Source organism: Streptomyces sp. NPDC054842 (genome assembly GCF_053611025.1).
This window is the reverse complement of sequence record NZ_JBSGZN010000005.1, coordinates 1-17,216: the sequence shown is the minus strand read 5'-3', so window position 1 is coordinate 17,216 and position 17,216 is coordinate 1. Positions and strand designations below refer to the sequence as shown.

15 protein-coding genes, 2 tRNA genes and 1 pseudogene are annotated in these 17,216 nt (G+C 71.7%); 14 read left to right on the top strand and 4 right to left on the bottom strand.

Annotation, left to right across the window (positions count from 1 at the left end):
* Positions 1-83: 83 nt before the first annotated feature.
* The 7 genes from ACWGIS_RS05555 (at position 84) to ACWGIS_RS05525 (ending at position 4,658) form a co-directional block, all read left to right on the top strand.
* Positions 84-245: a hypothetical protein gene (locus ACWGIS_RS05555; RefSeq protein ID WP_355779266.1), complete on the top strand. Its 162-nt coding sequence runs from the start codon at positions 84-86 to the stop codon at positions 243-245.
* Between the two features lie 207 nt (positions 246-452).
* Positions 453-617 carry a hypothetical protein gene (locus ACWGIS_RS05550; protein WP_192583393.1) on the top strand — a complete coding sequence of 55 codons (165 nt, stop codon included), beginning with the start codon at positions 453-455 and terminating at the stop codon, positions 615-617.
* A gap of 79 nt (positions 618-696) precedes the next feature.
* Positions 697-1,395 carry a nicotinate-nucleotide adenylyltransferase gene (nadD, locus tag ACWGIS_RS05545; protein ID WP_453361108.1) on the top strand — a complete coding sequence of 233 codons (699 nt, stop codon included), beginning with the start codon at positions 697-699 and terminating at the stop codon, positions 1,393-1,395.
* Positions 1,396-1,411: 16 nt separating this feature from the next.
* A complete protein-coding gene (locus tag ACWGIS_RS05540; protein WP_453361107.1) occupies positions 1,412-3,193 on the top strand; it encodes a LytR C-terminal domain-containing protein in 1,782 nt (593 codons plus the stop codon).
* 174 nt (positions 3,194-3,367) lie between these two features.
* Complete coding sequence (gene rsfS, locus ACWGIS_RS05535) at positions 3,368-3,811, top strand: ribosome silencing factor (RefSeq protein ID WP_453361106.1); 444 nt, start codon at positions 3,368-3,370, stop codon at positions 3,809-3,811.
* Positions 3,808-4,479, top strand: a complete 672-nt coding sequence (locus tag ACWGIS_RS05530; protein ID WP_453361105.1) for a histidine phosphatase family protein — start codon at positions 3,808-3,810, stop codon at positions 4,477-4,479. Before rsfS ends, ACWGIS_RS05530 begins: the two co-directional genes overlap by 4 nt.
* A 106-nt stretch (positions 4,480-4,585) precedes the next feature.
* Positions 4,586-4,658 (top strand) — tRNA-Ala (locus ACWGIS_RS05525).
* 101 nt (positions 4,659-4,759) lie between these two features.
* Here ACWGIS_RS05525 and ACWGIS_RS05520 read toward each other — a convergent pair.
* Complete coding sequence (locus ACWGIS_RS05520; protein ID WP_453361104.1) at positions 4,760-5,650, bottom strand: helix-turn-helix transcriptional regulator; 891 nt, start codon at positions 5,648-5,650, stop codon at positions 4,760-4,762.
* A 117-nt stretch (positions 5,651-5,767) separates the two neighbouring features.
* Between ACWGIS_RS05520 and ACWGIS_RS05515 the strand changes: the two genes are divergently transcribed.
* From ACWGIS_RS05515 to ACWGIS_RS05505, 3 genes are all read left to right on the top strand, one after another.
* Entirely contained in the window at positions 5,768-7,237 is a 1,470-nt protein-coding gene (locus ACWGIS_RS05515) for an MFS transporter (RefSeq protein WP_453361103.1), read from the top strand.
* A 69-nt stretch (positions 7,238-7,306) separates the two neighbouring features.
* Positions 7,307-7,480: a hypothetical protein gene (locus ACWGIS_RS05510; protein WP_355779248.1), complete on the top strand. Its 174-nt coding sequence runs from the start codon at positions 7,307-7,309 to the stop codon at positions 7,478-7,480.
* Between the two features lie 3 nt (positions 7,481-7,483).
* Entirely contained in the window at positions 7,484-7,717 is a 234-nt protein-coding gene (locus tag ACWGIS_RS05505; protein ID WP_121403099.1) for a DEAD/DEAH box helicase family protein, read from the top strand.
* Here the strand turns inward: ACWGIS_RS05505 and ACWGIS_RS05500 are convergent.
* Positions 7,611-8,936: pseudogene (locus tag ACWGIS_RS05500) on the bottom strand (glycosyltransferase 87 family protein); the annotation flags it as partial. The gene ACWGIS_RS05505 and the pseudogene ACWGIS_RS05500 overlap by 107 nt on opposite strands.
* 113 nt (positions 8,937-9,049) lie before the next feature.
* Here ACWGIS_RS05500 and ACWGIS_RS05495 point away from each other — a divergent pair.
* A tRNA-Ala gene (locus ACWGIS_RS05495) sits at positions 9,050-9,122 on the top strand.
* Between the two features lie 48 nt (positions 9,123-9,170).
* Here the strand turns inward: ACWGIS_RS05495 and ACWGIS_RS05490 are convergent.
* Both ACWGIS_RS05490 and ACWGIS_RS05485 read right to left on the bottom strand, forming a co-directional pair.
* On the bottom strand, positions 9,171-10,790 hold the full coding sequence (locus ACWGIS_RS05490) for an NADH-ubiquinone oxidoreductase-F iron-sulfur binding region domain-containing protein (protein ID WP_453361102.1): 1,620 nt from the start codon (positions 10,788-10,790) through the stop codon (positions 9,171-9,173).
* Positions 10,791-12,089, bottom strand: a complete 1,299-nt coding sequence (locus ACWGIS_RS05485) for a cytochrome b/b6 domain-containing protein (protein WP_453361101.1) — start codon at positions 12,087-12,089, stop codon at positions 10,791-10,793.
* Positions 12,090-12,504: 415 nt separating this feature from the next.
* Between ACWGIS_RS05485 and leuS the strand changes: the two genes are divergently transcribed.
* The 3 genes from leuS (at position 12,505) to ACWGIS_RS05470 (ending at position 17,216) form a co-directional block, all read left to right on the top strand.
* A complete protein-coding gene (gene leuS, locus ACWGIS_RS05480; protein WP_453361100.1) occupies positions 12,505-15,417 on the top strand; it encodes a leucine--tRNA ligase in 2,913 nt (970 codons plus the stop codon).
* A 152-nt stretch (positions 15,418-15,569) separates the two neighbouring features.
* Positions 15,570-16,298, top strand: a complete 729-nt coding sequence (locus tag ACWGIS_RS05475; RefSeq protein WP_453361264.1) for a hypothetical protein — start codon at positions 15,570-15,572, stop codon at positions 16,296-16,298.
* 72 nt (positions 16,299-16,370) lie between these two features.
* The gene (locus ACWGIS_RS05470; RefSeq protein WP_453361099.1) at positions 16,371-17,216 is read left to right on the top strand and encodes a DegV family protein; all 846 of its coding nucleotides are present in this window, start codon (positions 16,371-16,373) and stop codon (positions 17,214-17,216) included.

Here is a 17,216-nt window from a genome sequence, read left to right as displayed (position 1 = left end):
TGATTGCCCTGTGTGCCCCCGAAGCGTTGCCCAGCCTAGGCGGAGATACGGTGGCAGGGCAGCACACCGTTAGGAGCGATCCCATGGAGCACATCCCCGCAGCCGACTGGCTCACCGAGGCCGCGAGCGCGGCGGACCAGCAGGGGCCGGGCAATCTGCTGCGGGTCGTGCTGATCGTCTGCGTGGTCGGGATCGTCCTGCTCGCCTGGTTCCTGCTCCGCGGATACAAGCGAGACGACGACTGACCCGCCTGAGCCCACGGCTGCCGACGATCGAGCCCACAACTGAAGCCCACGGCTGAAGCCCACGACCGGGCCCGGCGGACGGCGACCCTCTCCCGCGCCGGAGACCGGTCTTCCCAACGGCGGAGTCGGGGTGAGGAGGGCCGGGACCCCCGCATACGATGGCCCGGACGTCTTTATCCCGCCCACACCGGATAGGTCCTGCCGAAGATGAGCTTCCACAGCACCGCTGCCCAGTTGGTCACCCTTGCCGCAGAGGGCGAGGAGCACGGCGGCAACCACGAGAGCCTCAGCCCGTACCTGACCGGCGGCGGCGCGTTGTTCGTCCTGCTGCTCCTGCTGTGGATCACCACCCGCTTCAACCGGGACCGCTGAGTCCCGCGCGGGCTTCCGGAGCGGGCCCGGGGGGCCTGTCGGCGGAAGCCCGTCGGCCGGGCCGGTAGGGTCTGCACGCATGGGAGAGCAGGACATGCCTACCGGTCCGGCGGGTGACACGGTGAGCGGCGCCGCACACCGCGCGGCGGGCCGCCTGGTGCCGGGCACGGACAACGGCCCGTCGAGTCCGGGCAAGCGCCGCCTCGGAGTCATGGGCGGAACGTTCGACCCGATCCACCACGGGCACCTCGTGGCGGCCAGCGAGGTCGCCGCGCAGTTCCACCTCGACGAGGTGGTGTTCGTGCCGACCGGGCAGCCGTGGCAGAAGACCGCGCGCAAGGTCGCACCGGCCGAGGACCGCTATCTGATGACGGTCATCGCGACCGCCGAGAACCCGCAGTTCTCGGTGAGCCGCATCGACATCGACCGCGGCGGCCCGACCTACACCACCGACACCCTGCGCGACCTGCGGGCGCTGAACCCCGACACCGATCTGTTCTTCATCACGGGCGCCGACGCGCTCGGCCAGATCCTGACCTGGCGGTACACGGAGGAACTGTTCTCCCTCGCGCACTTCATCGGAGTCACCCGGCCCGGCCACACGCTGACCGACCCGGGTCTTCCGGAGGGCGGTGTCTCGCTCGTCGAGGTCCCCGCGCTCGCCATCTCGTCCACGGACTGCCGTGCCCGGGTCGCCAAGGGCGACCCCGTCTGGTACCTGGTGCCGGACGGTGTGGTGCGCTATATCGACAAGCGCGAGCTGTACCGCGGCGAGTGAGCCGAGAGGGGCACCGGTGAACGACCGATACGACGGATACGCGGGCGGCGACCAGTACGAACTCGTCGGCTACGACGAGTTCGGCCAGCCCGTGTACCGGCAGGTCCCGCAGCAGCAGGGCTACGACCCCTACGCGCAGCAGCAGCCGCAGCAGGGGTACGGCTACGACCCCTACGCGAGCGGCCAGCAGCCGCCCGCCCCCTCGTACGACCCGGGCACCCAGCAGCCGGTGAGCCCGTACGACACGGGTCAGCAGCAGCCGGTCCCGCCCTACGGCCAGGGCGCCGGGTACGACACGGGCTCGCAGCAGCCCGTCCCGCCCCACGACACCGGCCGGCAGCAGCCGGTGACCTCCTACGACGGGTACGACTCCTACGGCCGCCCCGCGTCCACGGGCACCGCGTACGACCCCTACGGGCAGAACCAGGGCACCGGCCGGCAGCCGCGCGTCGCCGAGCAGACCGCGTACATCCCGCAGCAGTCGAGGTCCGCCGAGGAGGACGAACCGCGCGCCGACCGCGACTACCGCACCGAGCAGTTCGCCTTCGTCGAGGACCCGGACGGTGACTCCGAAGACGTCATCGACTGGCTCAAGTTCACCGAGAACCGCACCGAGCGGCGCGAGGAGGCCAAGCGGCGGGCCCGCAGCCGGATCGTCGCCCTGGCCGTCATCCTCGCGCTGGTCGCCGTCGGCGGCGTCGGCTACCTCTGGTACGCGGGCCAGCTGCCGGGCACCGGCTCGGAGGGCGGTACCGGTACCACCACGGCCGCCGGCGCCCAGAACCGCGACGTGATCGTCGTCCACCTGCACAACACCAAGAAGGGCGGCACCTCCACGGCGCTGCTCGTCGACAACACCACCACGAAGCGGGGCGCGACCGTCCTGCTGCCCAACTCCCTCGCCCTCACCGACGACGACGGCACCACGACCACCCTCGCCAAGTCCGTGGACGACGACGGCTCGTCGGGCACGCGCGACGCGATCGACACGGTCCTCGGCACCGACATCGAGGGCACCTGGCGCCTGGACACCCCCTACCTGAACAACCTCGTCGAACTCGTCGGCAACATCGACATCGACACCGACGCCGACGTACCGGACCCCGACGCCAAGTCGGCCAAGAAGGGCGCCGCCCCCCTCGTGCACAAGGGCGAGGACCAGACCCTCAGCGGCAAGATGGCCGTCGCCTACGCCACCTACCGCGCCCCCGGCGAGGCCCCGGACGCCCAGCTGGAGCGCTTCGGCCAGGTGATGCAGGGCGTGCTGCGCAAGCTGACCTCGGACCCGCAGGCCGCGACGACGACCGTGCAGACGCTCGCCCAGATCCTCGACCCCTCGCTGAACGACAAGGACCTCGGCACCTTCCTCGCCAAGCTCGCCGATCACGCCAAGGGCGGCGACTATAGAACCTCGCTGCTCCCGGTCCAGTCGGACGGCACGCTCACCGCCAAGACCAGCGACAGCGTCGTCAAGAACGTCCTCGGCGGGTCCGCCAGGAGCCCGCAGCAGGGCGACGCCGTCCGCGTCGGCATCACCAACGCCACCGGCACCAAGGAAGGCACCGAGAAGGCCCGCGTGGTCCTCATCAACGGCGGCTACACCTTCGTGGACGGCGGCACCGCCGCGGCCACCGAGAGCGTGTCCCGGATCACCTACGCCGACGCCGGGAGCAAGGACGACGCGGTCGAGGTCGCCAAGACCCTCGGCCTGCCCACCGGCTCGGTGAAGAAGGGCAAGGTCACGTCCAACGCGGACGTGTCGGTCGTGCTGGGGCAGAACTACCGCACCTCGTCGTGACGGGGGGCACGTCCCGGCAGGTCCGGGGCGTGATCCCGCCATCACGTGGGGTGTCGTCGGCGCGTCGTGAGACCCTTGAGGGGGCCCCTGAGGGTTCCCGACCGCCCACGGGCTGCGACACGCGGGGGCGACCCCGCACCCAGCCGACCCCTGTTCCCGACCGAAAGCTTCGTAGTGACCGCCACTGACCGTTCGATCGAGCTCATCACCACCGCCTCCCAGGCGGCCGCCGACAAGCTCGCGCACGACATCATCGCCTACGACGTCAGCGACGTGCTGTCGATCACGGACGCCTTCCTGCTGGCCTCCGCACCCAACGACCGCCAGGTCAAGTCGATCGTCGACGAGATCGAGGAGCGGCTGAACAAGGAGCTCGGCGCCAAGCCGGTCCGCCGCGAGGGCGACCGCGAGGCCCGCTGGGTGCTGCTCGACTACGTCGACATCGTCGTCCACGTCCAGCACAGCGAGGAGCGCGTCTTCTACGCGCTGGAGCGCCTCTGGAAGGACTGCCCCGAACTGGAGCTCCCCGCCGACGCCAAGGCGACCCGCGGCAAGGCCGAGGAGCACGCCAAGCTGCAGGCCGAGGAGGACTCCGCCGACTTCGGGGACCTGCGGTGAGCGGCCCCGCCGGAACCGACGAGCGGAAGAAGGGCCGGGGCCGCCGCGTCATCCTGTGGCGGCACGGCCAGACCTCCTGGAACGTGGAGCGCCGCTTCCAGGGCACCACGGACGTCGAACTCACCGAGACCGGCGTCGGCCAGGCACGCCGCGCCGCCCGGCTGCTGGCCTCGCTGCGCCCGGACGCCATCGTCGCCTCCGACCTCCGGCGCGCCGCCGACACGGCCGCTGAGCTCGCCGCGCTCACCGGCCTGGCGGTCACGCACGACGAGGGTCTGCGCGAGACCTACGCCGGCGTCTGGCAGGGGCTGACGCACACCGAGATCATCGCCCGGCACGGCGAGGAGTACGCCGCCTGGAAGCGCGGCGAGCCCATCCGCCGCGGGGGCGGCGAGCTGGAGAGCGAGGTCGCCGACCGCGCCGCCCCGGTCGTGCTGCGGCACGCCGACAAGCTTCCCGAGGACGGCACCCTCGTGGTGGTCAGCCACGGGGGCACCATCCGCACGACCATCGGACGCCTCCTCGGTCTCGAATCGCGGCACTGGGAGAGCCTCGGCGGGCTCTCCAACTGCTGCTGGTCCGTCCTCGGACAGGGCGCGCGCGGCTGGCGCCTGCTCGAGCACAACGCCGGCACGCTGCCCGAACCCGTGCTCGGCGACGACGACTGAGCAGCCCTTTCCGCACCCGCACGAGGGGTCCGGACCCGGATTTCACTTTCCGGCAGGTCACCGGTTAAAGTTCTTCTTGTTCGCCCGCCGAGCGGGAAGAACGCAAGGGGCTATAGCTCAGTTGGTAGAGCGCCTGCATGGCATGCAGGAGGTCAGGAGTTCAATTCTCCTTAGCTCCACAGAACCACTCTCTTTTGAGTTGTCAAAGATCGGTGATGAAGATCCCGTTCCCGTCAGGGGACGGGATTTTTCGTGTCCCCGCCGGTCCCGGGCGGGTGCGTCAGGCGTCGGCCGCCACCGGCCCGGCGTCCAGCGTGTCGGACGGCGGCCACAGCCGCTCCCGCCACTCCCGCAGCAGCGCCACCCCCTCCCGCGCCGACGCGTCCTCCGGTGAGTACGCCACGATCCGGCACTCCGGCATGCCGTCGACGGACAGCGACAGCGAGGTCATGCGCAGCTCACCCACCACCGGGTGCCGGAACGTCTTCACGCGGGGCCCCGGCGGTATCACCTCGCCACCGGCCCACAGCTCGACGAAGGAGGGACTCGCGGCGGACAGCTCACGGATGAAGTCCTCCCAGGCCGGCTCGCCCACGTGTCTTCCGTAGGCCGCGCGCAGGGTGGCCACCATCACCGGCAGCTCACGGTCCGGGTGCACCAGGGGACCGGACTCCTCGGAGACAGTGAACAGCGTCCAGAGCACGTTCGGTACGCCGATCCGGGCACTCGTCGGCACCAGGAACAGGTCCCGGTAGGCCGGGTTGGTGGCGAGCACGTCGTACCGCGAGGTGTAGACCACGGCCGGATGCGGGTCGAGGGCGTCGATGATGTCCTGCACGTCCGGCCCGACGGCCCGCGCGAGGCTCTCCGGACCGGACTCGTAGGGCACCTCCGCCAGGTGGTACAGGTGCTCGCGCTCGGCCCGGTCGAGCCGCAGCGTGCGCGACACCGCGTCCAGGACCTGCGGAGACGCGTTGATCGGCCGCCCCTGCTCCAGCCAGGTGTACCAGGTGACGCCCACGCCCGAGAGCTGGGCGACCTCCTCGCGGCGCAACCCCGGCGTGCGCCGCCGGAAGCCCGGTGGCATCCCCACGTCCGCCGGTGTCACACGGGCCCGCCGGCTGCGCAGGAAAGCGGCCAGCTCGGGCCTGCGGCGCTGTGTCGTGACCATGGTCCTCACATCCCCCCGCTCCATCGTCGGTGCCGGAGCGCTCCGCTGCCAGGTGCTGTCGGCACCAGCATCGGCGGGCTCTCGTCACCCGGTTCCGCTCGTCGCCAGGCTCGGCGCATGACGACGACAAGCCCCGCAGGTCCCGCCCCGCAAGCGGGCCCGAGTCCTGCGACCAGTAAAGACCCAGGCACTGACAACGGCTCAGGACGGCTGCTCGCCGTCGTGCTCGCCACCCAGTTCATGGCACTGCTCGACGTCTTCATCGTGAACGTCGCCGTGCCCACGATCGGTTCGGATCTCCACGCGTCCGGCGCCGGCCTGCAACTCGTGGTCGCCGGCTACTCCATCGCGTACGCCGTCCTGCTGATCACCGGCGCGCGCCTCGGCGACCGGCTCGGTCACCGCCGCGTCTGGCTCACCGGACTCGCCGTCTTCACCGCCGCCTCGCTGGCCTGCGGACTCGCCCAGGGCACCGGCGAGTTGATCGCCTTCCGGGTGGTGCAGGGCGCCGGGTCCGCGGTGATGATCTCGCAGGTGCTCAGCCTGATCCAGCGCCATTTCACCGGCGAGGGCCGGGCGCGGGCGCTCGGCACGTACTCCGCGGTCCTCGCGACCGGCGCCGCGGCGGGCCAGGTGCTCGGCGGAATCCTCGTCAGCTGCGATCTGTTCGGCACCGGCTGGCGGCCGGTGTTCCTCGTCAACGTGCCCGTGGGCGTCGTACTCCTCGCCGTCGGCAGCCGGGTGCTGCCGTGCGACGACACCCGGGCGCTGGAGCGCACCCGCGGACTCGACCTGCCCGGGCTGGTGCTGCTGGCCGCCGCCGTCTCCCTGCTCACGGTGCCGCTCGTGCTCGGGCAGGAGGAGGGCTGGCCGCTGTGGTCCTGGCTGTCGTTCGCCGGGGCCGCCGTCCTGTTCGGCCTCTTCCGCGCCCACGAGTCCCGGCTCGCCCGCCGCGGCGGGGCCCCGCTGATCGCGCCCCGGGTGCTGCGCCGGCCCGGCATCGGTCTCGCCGTCTTCCGGATCACCGCCGTGATGGCCGTCAACGGCGGGTTCCTGTTCGTCCTCACCCTCCACATCCAGGGCGGCCTCGGCTACAGCGCCCTCCGCGCGGGGCTGACCTTCGCGCCCACCGCCGTGGTCTTCGGCGTGGTCGGGCTGACCTGGCGCACCTGGCCCGCGACATGGCAACGGGCCCTCGTGCCGGCGGGGTTCGTGCTCGCCGGGGTCTGCGTGGCGGGCGTAGGGTGGGCGCTGCGGGACGGCGGTGACGGCGGCCTGTGGCTGTACGCGGCGTTCACCGGCGTGGGCATGGGGCTGGCGCTCAGCTTCAGTCCGACGCTCACCAGGGCGCTGGCCACGGTGCGGGCCGAGGACGCGGCGGACGTCAGCGGACTGCTCGCGACGGTCACCCAGCTCGGTCAGCTGATCGGTGTCGCGGCCTTCGGCGCACTCTTCCTGAATCGGCTTGAGTCACTTGGGGCTCCCGGGGCGTATACCTCAGCGGACGGGCTTCTGGCGTGCACGTACGCGCTGGCGGCCACGGCCGCGCTGGGTGCCGTGGCCGGACTGGTACGCAGGCGTCGCTGACCGTATCGGCCCGGCCGTGGCAGAATCAGACGGCCGGAAGGGGGCGCGGCCCGACGGGAGGGAGTAGCGATGCCTGCGAGCATCCTCGAGGAGACCGACCGGCTCCTCGAAGCGTCGACGACCCGGAAGACAGCCACCCTCCTCGACTGCCCGTCCTGCGGTTCCGTCCATGTCGCCCAGGTCCTCGGGGACAACGGCGGTATCTCCTACGTGTGCACGGCCTGCGGCCACAGCTGGAGCTGATCGATGGGTGCACACAGGCGGAAGTGCGATTGGTGCGGCAGCGGCACACCGATCGTCCGCGACATGGAGCCGCTCAACCACGACTACCAGTACTGGTGCGAGGAGTGCGCGCGGGCGCTGATCATAAAAGGCGACCCGATCGAGACCTATCGGGAGCTGGAGGGCGAGCCGATCTACGGACGGCTCCTCGACGAGCACTGCACCCTGAAGCGGTTCTACTCGTTCGCGACGGCCTGAGCGCATGGGCGGGCCCGGACCGTCCCGTCCGGGCCGCGACCAGGGCGAGGACGGCGAGAGCGGCCGCACCGTAGAGCGCCGACAGCGTCAACTCGGCGCCGCTCTGACGCAGTTCGTGCCGGCCGGGGCCGTGCGGCACCCACCACAGCGCGTACGAGCAGAAGACCGGCACCGAACACCCCGCCGCGGCCCGGCCCTCGGTGGCCAGGACCAGGGCGATCGGCACACACCACACCCAGTGGTGGGACCAGGACACCGGGCTGACCAGCAGCGCCGTCGCCGCACAGGCCACCGTCGCCCCGGACCGGCTGCCGCGCAGCTCGGCGGCGACCGACACGGCGAGGCCCGCGGAGCCCACCGCCACCGCGGCGGCGACCCACCACAGCCCCGGGTCGGGCGTGTGCAGCAGCCGGGCCAGGATCCCGCGCAGCGACTGGTTCGCGGTGTCCTCCGCCCGGCCGACCCGGCCCGCGTCGAACACCATCCGGGTCCAGAAGCGCCAGGAGTCGTCCGGCAGGAGGGCCGCCGCCGACAGGGTGGCACCGGTGAAGGCGGCGGCCGCCCGCCGAGCGTGCCGCGTCCACGGCTCCGCGTCCCTCCCGCGCGCGCGTGCCGCCACTCCGGTGACCAGCAGGAAGACCGCGAAGAGGGCGGGCGTCAGCTTGATCGCGGCCGCGATTCCGATGCCGACCCCGGCCCACCGGTGGCCGGGCCGGCGGGTCAGGTCCCACAGCACCAGCACGGCGATCAGCAGGTTGATCTGCCCGTACCGCAGCGTCGTCCACACCGGCTCGCACCACACGGCGGCAGCCGCCAGCCACCAGACGCCTCCCACGCGCGCGTGCCCCGCCAGCCGCCGGACGCCTCCCGCGCGCGTGTGCCCCGCCAGCCGCAGCGAGAGGCCGGCGAAGGCCACCAGGAGGAGCAGGTTCCCGGCCGTCGCCAGGGCGCGCGCTGCACCCGTGCCCAGCAGGGTCAGCGGGACGAACAGCAGGGCCCCGAAGGGCGGGTACGTGCTGGGCAGGCGGGCCTCGGTCGTGCGGAGCGCGTACAGGTCGCCGCCGGCGAGGACCGTGGCGCCCTCCGCGCGGTAGACCATCAGGTCGATCATCGACACGTGCGCGGCCCGCTGCGCCGCCCAGAACACCGCGAAGGACAGCAGGCACGTCCCCAGGGCGAGGCGCGCACGGCGGTCACGGAGCGGGGCGGTCGGGGTCACGAAGGCCGACACTATCCGCCGTATCCGTACAGAACGGAAACGATTTGGTGGTGCACCCGGGAGAGCGTGTAATGTTGGCGTCGCCGCCGGGGGAACCGGGCGGAACACCGCAAGGGGCTATAGCTCAGTTGGTAGAGCGCCTGCATGGCATGCAGGAGGTCAGGAGTTCAATTCTCCTTAGCTCCACAGCAGTTGAAGCGGGCCACTCGATTCGAGTGGCCCGCTTCGTCGTGTTCAGCGTCCGCTGCCCAGTGCCCGGCGGCCGCGGCCCTGGGAGAGCACGGGCAGGTTGTTGCGGGCCGGGGCGGAGGACCTGCTGTCCTCCTCGATGCGCAGCGCGAGCGCGGGGCAGCGCCGGACCGCGCGCAGGGCCTTCGCCTCCGCGTACCGGGGCACCTGCGCCTGTGCGACGGTAGGGAAGCCGTCGGCGCCCAGCTCGAAGACCTCGGGCAGGATGTCCGCGCACAGGCCGTGCCCGCGGCACAGGGTCCAGTCGACGAAGATCTTCTGGCGGCTGGGACCGGCCTCCAGCTGCCCCTGGCCGCCCGGGATGCCGGTGGGGGTCTGACCGCCCTCGAAGAGCGGCAGAACGCCCTCCACGGGCCTGCCGCAGCCGTTGCCGAGGACGTGGGCGGCGAGGTCGTCGGTGAAGGCCTTGATCGTGGACTCGATGAACATCGCCGAGCCGTCCGGGTGCGAGCACGCACCGCGCCGCTTCACGGCCTTGGCGACCTGCTTCACGGCCTCCAGGGCGGCCGGGCCGCCGCCGTTGAGTATGTCCTCCAGACCACGAGCGGCGGCGGGCAGGCCGAGGTAGCAGGGGCCGCACTGGCCCGCGCTCTCCTCGGCGAGCCACTGGGCCACCCGCAACGACTCGCCGAGCGGGCAGGTCTGCTGGGTGATCGGGAGGATCGCGCCGGCGCCGAGGGAACCGCCCACGGCGTCCAGGGAGTTGCGCGAGACGATCGCCCCGTCGAGCGCCGCCGCGTCCAGCCACTTGCCGTGGTAGCCGCCGGTCAGCACGCCCTGGGGCTGGGGCGGGGCGCCGGCCAGCTGGAGCACGTACCGCAGGGGCACTCCCGTCGGCACCTCGATCACCATGGGGCGCGCGACGGCGCCCGAGACGGTGAGCATGACGGTGCCGGGCTCGTCGTACAGGCCGGTGTTGCGGTAGCGGTCGGGGCCGATGCGGGCGGCGATGGCGAGCTGGGCGAACGTCTCGGCGTTGGACAGCAGGGTGGGGGCGCCGCCGACCCCGCTCTGCGACGCGCTGATCTTGCGGCCGGGCGGGATCGCCGGGCCGCCGTCGATGGAGCGGATCAGCGAGGCGGCCGCTCCGGTGACCATCCGTACCGGGTTGCGCTGCACACGCGCGCGGAGGGCCGATCCGCGGCGGTTGCTCAGTCCGCGTTCGGCCAGGGCGGCCTCCATGGAGGCCTGCGTCGACGCCCGGGTCACACCGATGACCAGGGTGCGGGCGCCCATCGCCTCGGCGGCCAGCAGGGCGCCGTCCAGGATGAGGTGCGGGGCGCGGTTGATGAGCACCGTGTCCTTGCGGCAGGCGGGTTCGTCCTCGCTGCCGTTGACGACCACGACGGGCCGGATGCCCTTCCTGATGGCCGACTCCGCGACCGAACGCAGCTTCTTGGCGAAGGGGAACCCCGCGCCGCCGCGGCCCTTCAGGGAGATCGCCTCGGCGAGGCCCGCGAGTTGTTCGCCGCCCATCGGTTCGAGCGGTCCGTGCACCTTGAGGTGCATCGGCAGGTCGAGTCGTTCAACCAGGTCGAAGCCCGACGTGAGCTGCGGAAGTCCGACCACGCGGACTTCCGGGACGTCGGGCAGGGCCTCGTTCACTTAAAAGCCTCCGGAAGGGGCGTTCCATGGTTCACCGGAGCCAGGAGCGTCGAAGGCGCCCGGCAGTACGTCAGGCGTGGGACCGCTGTCGTACGTGTCGTTGGTGTTGTACGTGCCGTGGAGGGGGTTCGTCTCACCGGTGTCGTACACATCACTCGCGACGTATCCGTTGTCGCCCGGATTGCCATAGACGGGGATGGTGTATCCCGTGTCGTTGAGCGGGTCGTACGCGGAACGGGGGGCCTCGCCGACGGGCGGCGGCGACGGGATCGGCCAGTTGCCGGAGGTGCTGCCGTCGAAGCGGGGCATGGCCTCCGTGGGCTGCGTGTCCAGGGGGACCTGGATGCGCTCCGTGGGGTCGATCAGCGGGTCCCCGGTGGGCGAACTGCCGCCCACGGCGCGGTAGGCCGCGGCGAAACCGCCGCCCGCGGCCTCGGCGGCCCGGGGCCCGGTGGCGTAGAGCGACTGCGCCGCGGACGGCATGCGCTGCGGCGGCACGAACGTGGCCTGCGGGGACCGCCCGGGCCGGCGGGAGGCGAAGCCGGGCAGGGGCGAGTCCGAGGCACGGGGTGCCTCGCGGTCCTCGCGGGGTGTCCGGGCGCCGGGGCCGCCGGCCTCGCCCATGATCAGCAGGATCCGGTCGGCGACCTTGCGCTTGAAGGGTCCGGAGGCCGAGCGCAGGGCCAGCGCGGCCATGACGGCGACCAGGCAGAGGCTGTAGAGCACCGTGACGTAGGTCTTCGCGGGGCGTCCCGCGTACAGGCCGTGCACGAGGGCCGAGCACCAGGCGGGGTAGGCCAGCATGTGCACCGCGCGCCAGCGCGCGGCGATCGGCGCGGGGGAGGCGAACGCGCTGCGCAGCGCACCGGTGACGGCGGTGAAGATCATGAGCAGGCCGGCCAGGGAGCCGAAGCCGATGAGCCCCGCGGTGCCGGTGACGCCGAGGCCGAAGGGGACGACGGCGGCGATCAGCGTGGTGTGGTCCAGCGCCAGCTTGACCGTGACGTGCAGCAGGAGGAAGGCGACCGAGGAGACGGCGGTCGTCCGGTGCACGGCCTGCGCGATCAGGCGCTGGCGGGCGTTGAGGAACAGCCGGTCGGTGGCGACCAGCCCCCACACCACGGAGCAGGTGAGGGCGACCAGCGACAGCACGCCGGCGCCGAAGTCGAGGAAGTCCCTGACTCCGTCACCCCCGAGCAGGACGATCAGGGGTATGAGGAGCAGGGCGGCAGCCGACGCAGCCCCATAGACCGAGCGGCCCGGTTGGGGGAGCGAACTGTTCTTGCGACGAGGATTCATGGGGGGTACTCCCAAGGAGTTCGGGGAAGCGGTCCCGAAGCGGCACTCTAAGTCGAGCCATACCTATGGATACGAGGTTTGAGTTATTGCGTCGTTATCCAAGGGCCCCGAGAGGCTTGTGTTGTCCCTTAGTGGCCGTTACGCGAAGTAACTCTTGAACCTTGTTCAGCTTTTTAGGCCTTCCCGGAGGTGGCACGGGGTGCCGGAAGGTGGCCGGAAGCCCGTCGCGACGCGCGCCGGGGCTGGGGTACCCTGGCGCCATGCGTGCCGTACGCCTTCTGCTTAGCGAGCCGCGCTGATCAGTCCCGGCCACTGAGGAATCGTGGTCGGCATCGGCGCGGCGTCCCCTCCTGTGCGAGGGGCTTTTTCATTTCCCCAGCCGCTGGCAGAGACGATCGATGGAGCTTTGAGGATCATGAGCGAGACGAATGCCTCCCCCGCTGCCGAAGGCGCGGGCGGTGCCACCGCCGCCTCCGAGGTGGCAGCGCCGCACCGCTACACGGCCGCCATGGCCGCGGACATCGAGGCACGCTGGCAGGACTTCTGGGACGCGGAGGGCACCTACGCGGCGCCGAACCCGACCGGTGACCTGGCCGGTGACCCCGCTCTCGTCGCCAGGCCCAAGAAGTTCATCATGGACATGTTCCCGTACCCCTCGGGCGCGGGACTGCACGTCGGCCACCCCCTGGGGTACATCGCCACCGACGTGTTCGCCCGCTTCCAGCGGATGACGGGCCACAACGTCCTGCACACCCTGGGCTTCGACGCCTTCGGCCTGCCCGCCGAGCAGTACGCGGTGCAGACGGGCACGCACCCGCGTGTCTCCACCGAGGCCAACATCGAGAACATGAAGGTCCAGCTGCGCAGGCTGGGCCTGGGCCACGACAAGCGCCGGTCGTTCGCGACGATCGACCCGGAGTACTACAAGTGGACCCAGTGGATCTTCCTGCAGATCTTCAACTCCTGGTACGACGAGGAGGCCGGCAGGGCCCGCCCGGTCTCCGAACTGGTCGCCCAGTTCGAGTCCGGTGAGCGTGCCGTCCCGGCCACCGACGGCACCACGCGCGCGTGGAGCGACCTGACCGCCGCGGAGCGCGCCGACCTGCTGGGCGACTACCGCCTGGCGTACGCCTCCGACGCGCCCGTCAACTGGTGCCCCGGCCTGGGCACCGTGCTGGCCAACGAGGAGGTCACCGCGGACGGCCGCTCCGAGCGCGGCAACTTCCCCGTCTTCAAGGCCAAGCTGCGCCAGTGGAACATGCGCATCACCGCCTACGCCGACCGGCTGCTGGACGACCTGGACGCGCTGGACTGGCCCGAGGCCATCAAGCTGCAGCAGCGCAACTGGATCGGCCGCTCCGAGGGCGCCCGGGTCGACTTCCCCGTCGACGGACAGGCGATCACGGTCTTCACGACCCGCCAGGACACCCTGTTCGGCGCCACCTACATGGTGCTGGCCCCCGAACACCCCCTGGTCGACACCTTCGTGCCCGACGCCTGGCCCGAGGGCACCCACGACGTCTGGACGGGCGGCCACGCCACCCCCGCCGAGGCCGTCGCCGCCTACCGCGCGCAGGCGGCCTCCAAGTCCGACGTCGAGCGGCAGGCCGAGGCCAAGGACAAGACCGGCGTCTTCACCGGCGTGTACGCGACCAACCCGGTCAGCGGCGAGCGCATCCCGGTCTTCATCGCCGACTACGTCCTGATGGGCTACGGCACCGGCGCGATCATGGCCGTACCGGCGCACGACAGCCGCGACTTCGCGTTCGCGCGCGCCTTCGAACTGCCGATGCGCTGCGTCGTCGAGCCCTCGGACGACCGGGGCACCGACCCCTCGACGTGGGACGACGCCTTCGCCTCGTACGACGCGAAGATCGTCAACTCCGCGGGCGAGGACGTCTCCCTGGACGGCCTGGGCGTCACCGAGGCCAAGGCGCGCATCACCGAGTGGCTGTCCGGCAAGGGCATCGGCGAGGGCACCGTCAACTTCCGGCTGCGCGACTGGCTGTTCAGCCGCCAGCGCTACTGGGGCGAGCCCTTCCCGATCGTCTACGACGAGGACGGCATCGCCCACCCGCTGCCCGAGTCGATGCTGCCGCTGGAGCTGCCCGAGGTCGAGGACTACTCGCCGCGCACCTTCGACCCGGACGACGCGGACACCTCCCCGGAGACCCCGCTGTCCCGCAACGAGGACTGGGTCAACGTCACCCTGGACCTGGGCGACGGGCCGAAGAAGTACCGCCGCGAGACCAACACCATGCCCAACTGGGCCGGTTCCTGCTGGTACGAGCTGCGCTACCTGGACCCGCACAACGACCGCAAGCTGGTCGACCCCGAGATCGAGCAGTACTGGATGGGCCCCCGGGAGGGCCGGCCGCACGGCGGGGTCGACCTGTACGTGGGCGGCGCCGAGCACGCCGTGCTGCACCTGCTGTACGCCCGCTTCTGGTCGAAGGTCCTGTACGACCTGGGCCACATCTCCTCCGCCGAGCCGTTCCACAAGCTGTTCAACCAGGGCATGATCCAGGCGTACGTCTACCGGGACGCGCGCGGGATCGCCGTGCCGGCCACCGAGGTGGAGGAGCGCGACGGCGCCTACTACTTCGAGGGCGAGAAGGTCTCCCGGCTGCTGGGCAAGATGGGCAAGTCCCTGAAGAACGCGGTGACCCCGGACGAGATCTGCGCCGAGTACGGGGCGGACACGCTGCGCCTGTACGAGATGGCGATGGGCCCCCTGGACGTGTCGCGGCCGTGGGACACGCGCGCGGTGGTGGGCCAGTTCCGCCTGCTGCAGCGGCTGTGGCGCAACGTCGTCGACGAGACCACGGGCGAGGTCACGGTCGTCGACACCGAGCCGGACGAGGCCACGCTGCGTGCCCTGCACAAGGCCATCGACGGCGTCCGCCAGGACCTGGAGGGCCTGCGCTTCAACACGGCCATCGCCAAGGTCACCGAGCTGAACAACCACCTGACCAAGGCGGGCGGTCCGCTGGCGCGCACGGTCGCCGAGTCCCTGGTGCTGCTGGTCGCCCCGCTGGCCCCGCACATCGCCGAGGAACTGTGGCGCAAGCTGGGCCGCACCGGCTCGGTCGTCCACCAGGACTTCCCGGTCGCCGACCCCGCGTACGTCGTGGACGAGGCCGTGACCTGCGTGGTGCAGATCAAGGGCAAGGTCAAGGCGCGCCTGGAGGTCTCCCCGGCGATCTCCGACGAGGAGCTGGAGAAGGTGGCGCTGGCCGACGAGCGGGTCGTCGCCGCCCTGGACGGCGCAGGCATCCGCAAGGTCATCGTGCGGGCGCCGAAGCTGGTGAACATCGTCCCGGCGTAGTCGCAGGACGCCGGCCGGGCACGTCCGTGTCCGGCCGTCGGGGTAGTCCCCTACGGGCAGGTTCGGGGTTCCGCTGGAACTCCGGACCTGCCCGTGGCGTTTACCGTTGAAGAGCCGCGGCAGCCGCCGGGGCCGGACGGAGGAGGAGCGTGGTGGAAGCCGTGGTCGCAGTGATGGCACTGCTCTTCCTGTTGTTCGTGGTCCTCGGCGCGTACGCCACCGTGAAGGTGGTCGGCGCCGCCAAGCGGGGCGTGGACCGCACACTGACCCAGGCGCGCCGCACCGTGGAGGACACCACCCTGCGCGCCAGGACCCTCGCCCAGCCGGGCCCCACGGGCGAGCTGGCCCAGCTCCGGCTGAAGCTGCGGACGTCGATGCGCGCCACCCAGGACGCCCTGCACGCGGGCGTGACGCACGACGAGTCCCTCAAGGAGTCGCTGGCCCTCTTCGAGCGGCTCAGCGGACACGGACACGAACTGGACGGCGAGCTCAAGCGGCTGGAAACCGAACCCGACCGGGGCACGCTCGTCTCCCGTCTGCCCGGGCTCCGCGAGCGCACCGAGCAGATCACGCGGTCGGCCGACGCCCTGCGCTGGGCGGCCCGCGACCGGGCCCGCCGCTTCGCCGACGACGACCTGGACTCGCTGAGCACGCAGATAGACATGGAGGCGGGCGCGCTGCGGCACTGGACGACAGAGCCGACCGCAACCTCCAGCTGGCCCCAGGCGACGCCCGAGGACGCGACGTCAGGCCGGCAGACCTGGCCCGAGACACCCGAGGCCCGCGCGGACGAGGAGCCCACCCGCTCCGCCATCACCCCACCCGCACCGCGGCCCGTCTATCCCTGGCAGAAGAAGCCCCGCCCCGAGAGCACCACTTGATCACGTCGGCCCGGCCCACGGCCCCCGGGGCCGGACTGCCGTTCGTCCGCCCCGGCAGGTAACCTCCAGCTCATGTCCCGCCATGTCGCGATCGTCACCGATTCAACGGCCTACCTGCCGCCAGGGACGATGGAGCGCCACGGCATCACGGCGGTGCCCCTCACCGTCGTCCTCGGCGACCGGGCCCTCGAAGAGGGCACCGAGATCTCGGCCCGCTCCCTCGCCCAGGCCCTGCAGAAGCGCCGGTCGGTCACCACGTCCCGGCCCAGCCCCGAGGTCTTCGCCGAGACCTACCGCAAGGTCGCCGAGTCGGGCGCCCGGGGCATCGTCTCGCTCCATCTGTCCGCCGAGTTCTCCGGCACCTACGACGCCGCCGTCCTCGCGGCCCGTGAGGCGCCGGTGCCCGTGCGCGTGGTGGACACCGGCATGGTCGCGATGGCCCTCGGCTTCTGCGCCCTGACCGCCGCCGCGTCCGCCGAGGCGGGCGGCACCGTCGACGACGCGGTGACGGCGGCGGAGAAACGGGCCGCGGGAACCTCCGCCTTCTTCTACGTCGACACCCTCGACTATCTGCGCCGAGGTGGCCGGATCGGCGCCGCCCAGGCCCTGCTGGGCTCCGCCCTCGCGGTGAAGCCGCTGCTCCAGCTGGACGGTGGGCGCATCGAACTCCTGGAGAAGGTGCGGACCGCGTCCAAGGCCATCGCCCGCCTCGAGGAGATCGTGGCCGACTGCGCCGGAGCCGCGCAGGTGGACATCGCGGTCCACCATCTCGCCGCCCCCGACCGCGCGTCGGCGCTGGCAGACCGCCTGCGGACACGGGTGCCGGGCCTCGCGGACCTCCATGTCAGCGAGGTCGGAGCGGTCATCGGGGCGCATACGGGACCCGGGTTGCTGGGGGCGGTTGTCTCTCCTCGGTGA

Coding starts and splice junctions, on each gene's coding strand:
- ACWGIS_RS05555 (WP_355779266.1), top strand. CDS start 84: ATGGAGCACATCCCCGCAGCCGACTGGCTCACCGAGGCCGCGAGCGCG.
- ACWGIS_RS05550 (WP_192583393.1), top strand. CDS start 453: ATGAGCTTCCACAGCACCGCTGCCCAGTTGGTCACCCTTGCCGCAGAG.
- nadD (WP_453361108.1), top strand. CDS start 697: ATGGGAGAGCAGGACATGCCTACCGGTCCGGCGGGTGACACGGTGAGC.
- ACWGIS_RS05520 (WP_453361104.1), bottom strand. CDS start 5,650: ATGGTCACGACACAGCGCCGCAGGCCCGAGCTGGCCGCTTTCCTGCGC.
- ACWGIS_RS05515 (WP_453361103.1), top strand. CDS start 5,768: ATGACGACGACAAGCCCCGCAGGTCCCGCCCCGCAAGCGGGCCCGAGT.
- ACWGIS_RS05510 (WP_355779248.1), top strand. CDS start 7,307: ATGCCTGCGAGCATCCTCGAGGAGACCGACCGGCTCCTCGAAGCGTCG.
- ACWGIS_RS05505 (WP_121403099.1), top strand. CDS start 7,484: ATGGGTGCACACAGGCGGAAGTGCGATTGGTGCGGCAGCGGCACACCG.
- ACWGIS_RS05485 (WP_453361101.1), bottom strand. CDS start 12,089: ATGAATCCTCGTCGCAAGAACAGTTCGCTCCCCCAACCGGGCCGCTCG.
- leuS (WP_453361100.1), top strand. CDS start 12,505: ATGAGCGAGACGAATGCCTCCCCCGCTGCCGAAGGCGCGGGCGGTGCC.
- ACWGIS_RS05470 (WP_453361099.1), top strand. CDS start 16,371: ATGTCCCGCCATGTCGCGATCGTCACCGATTCAACGGCCTACCTGCCG.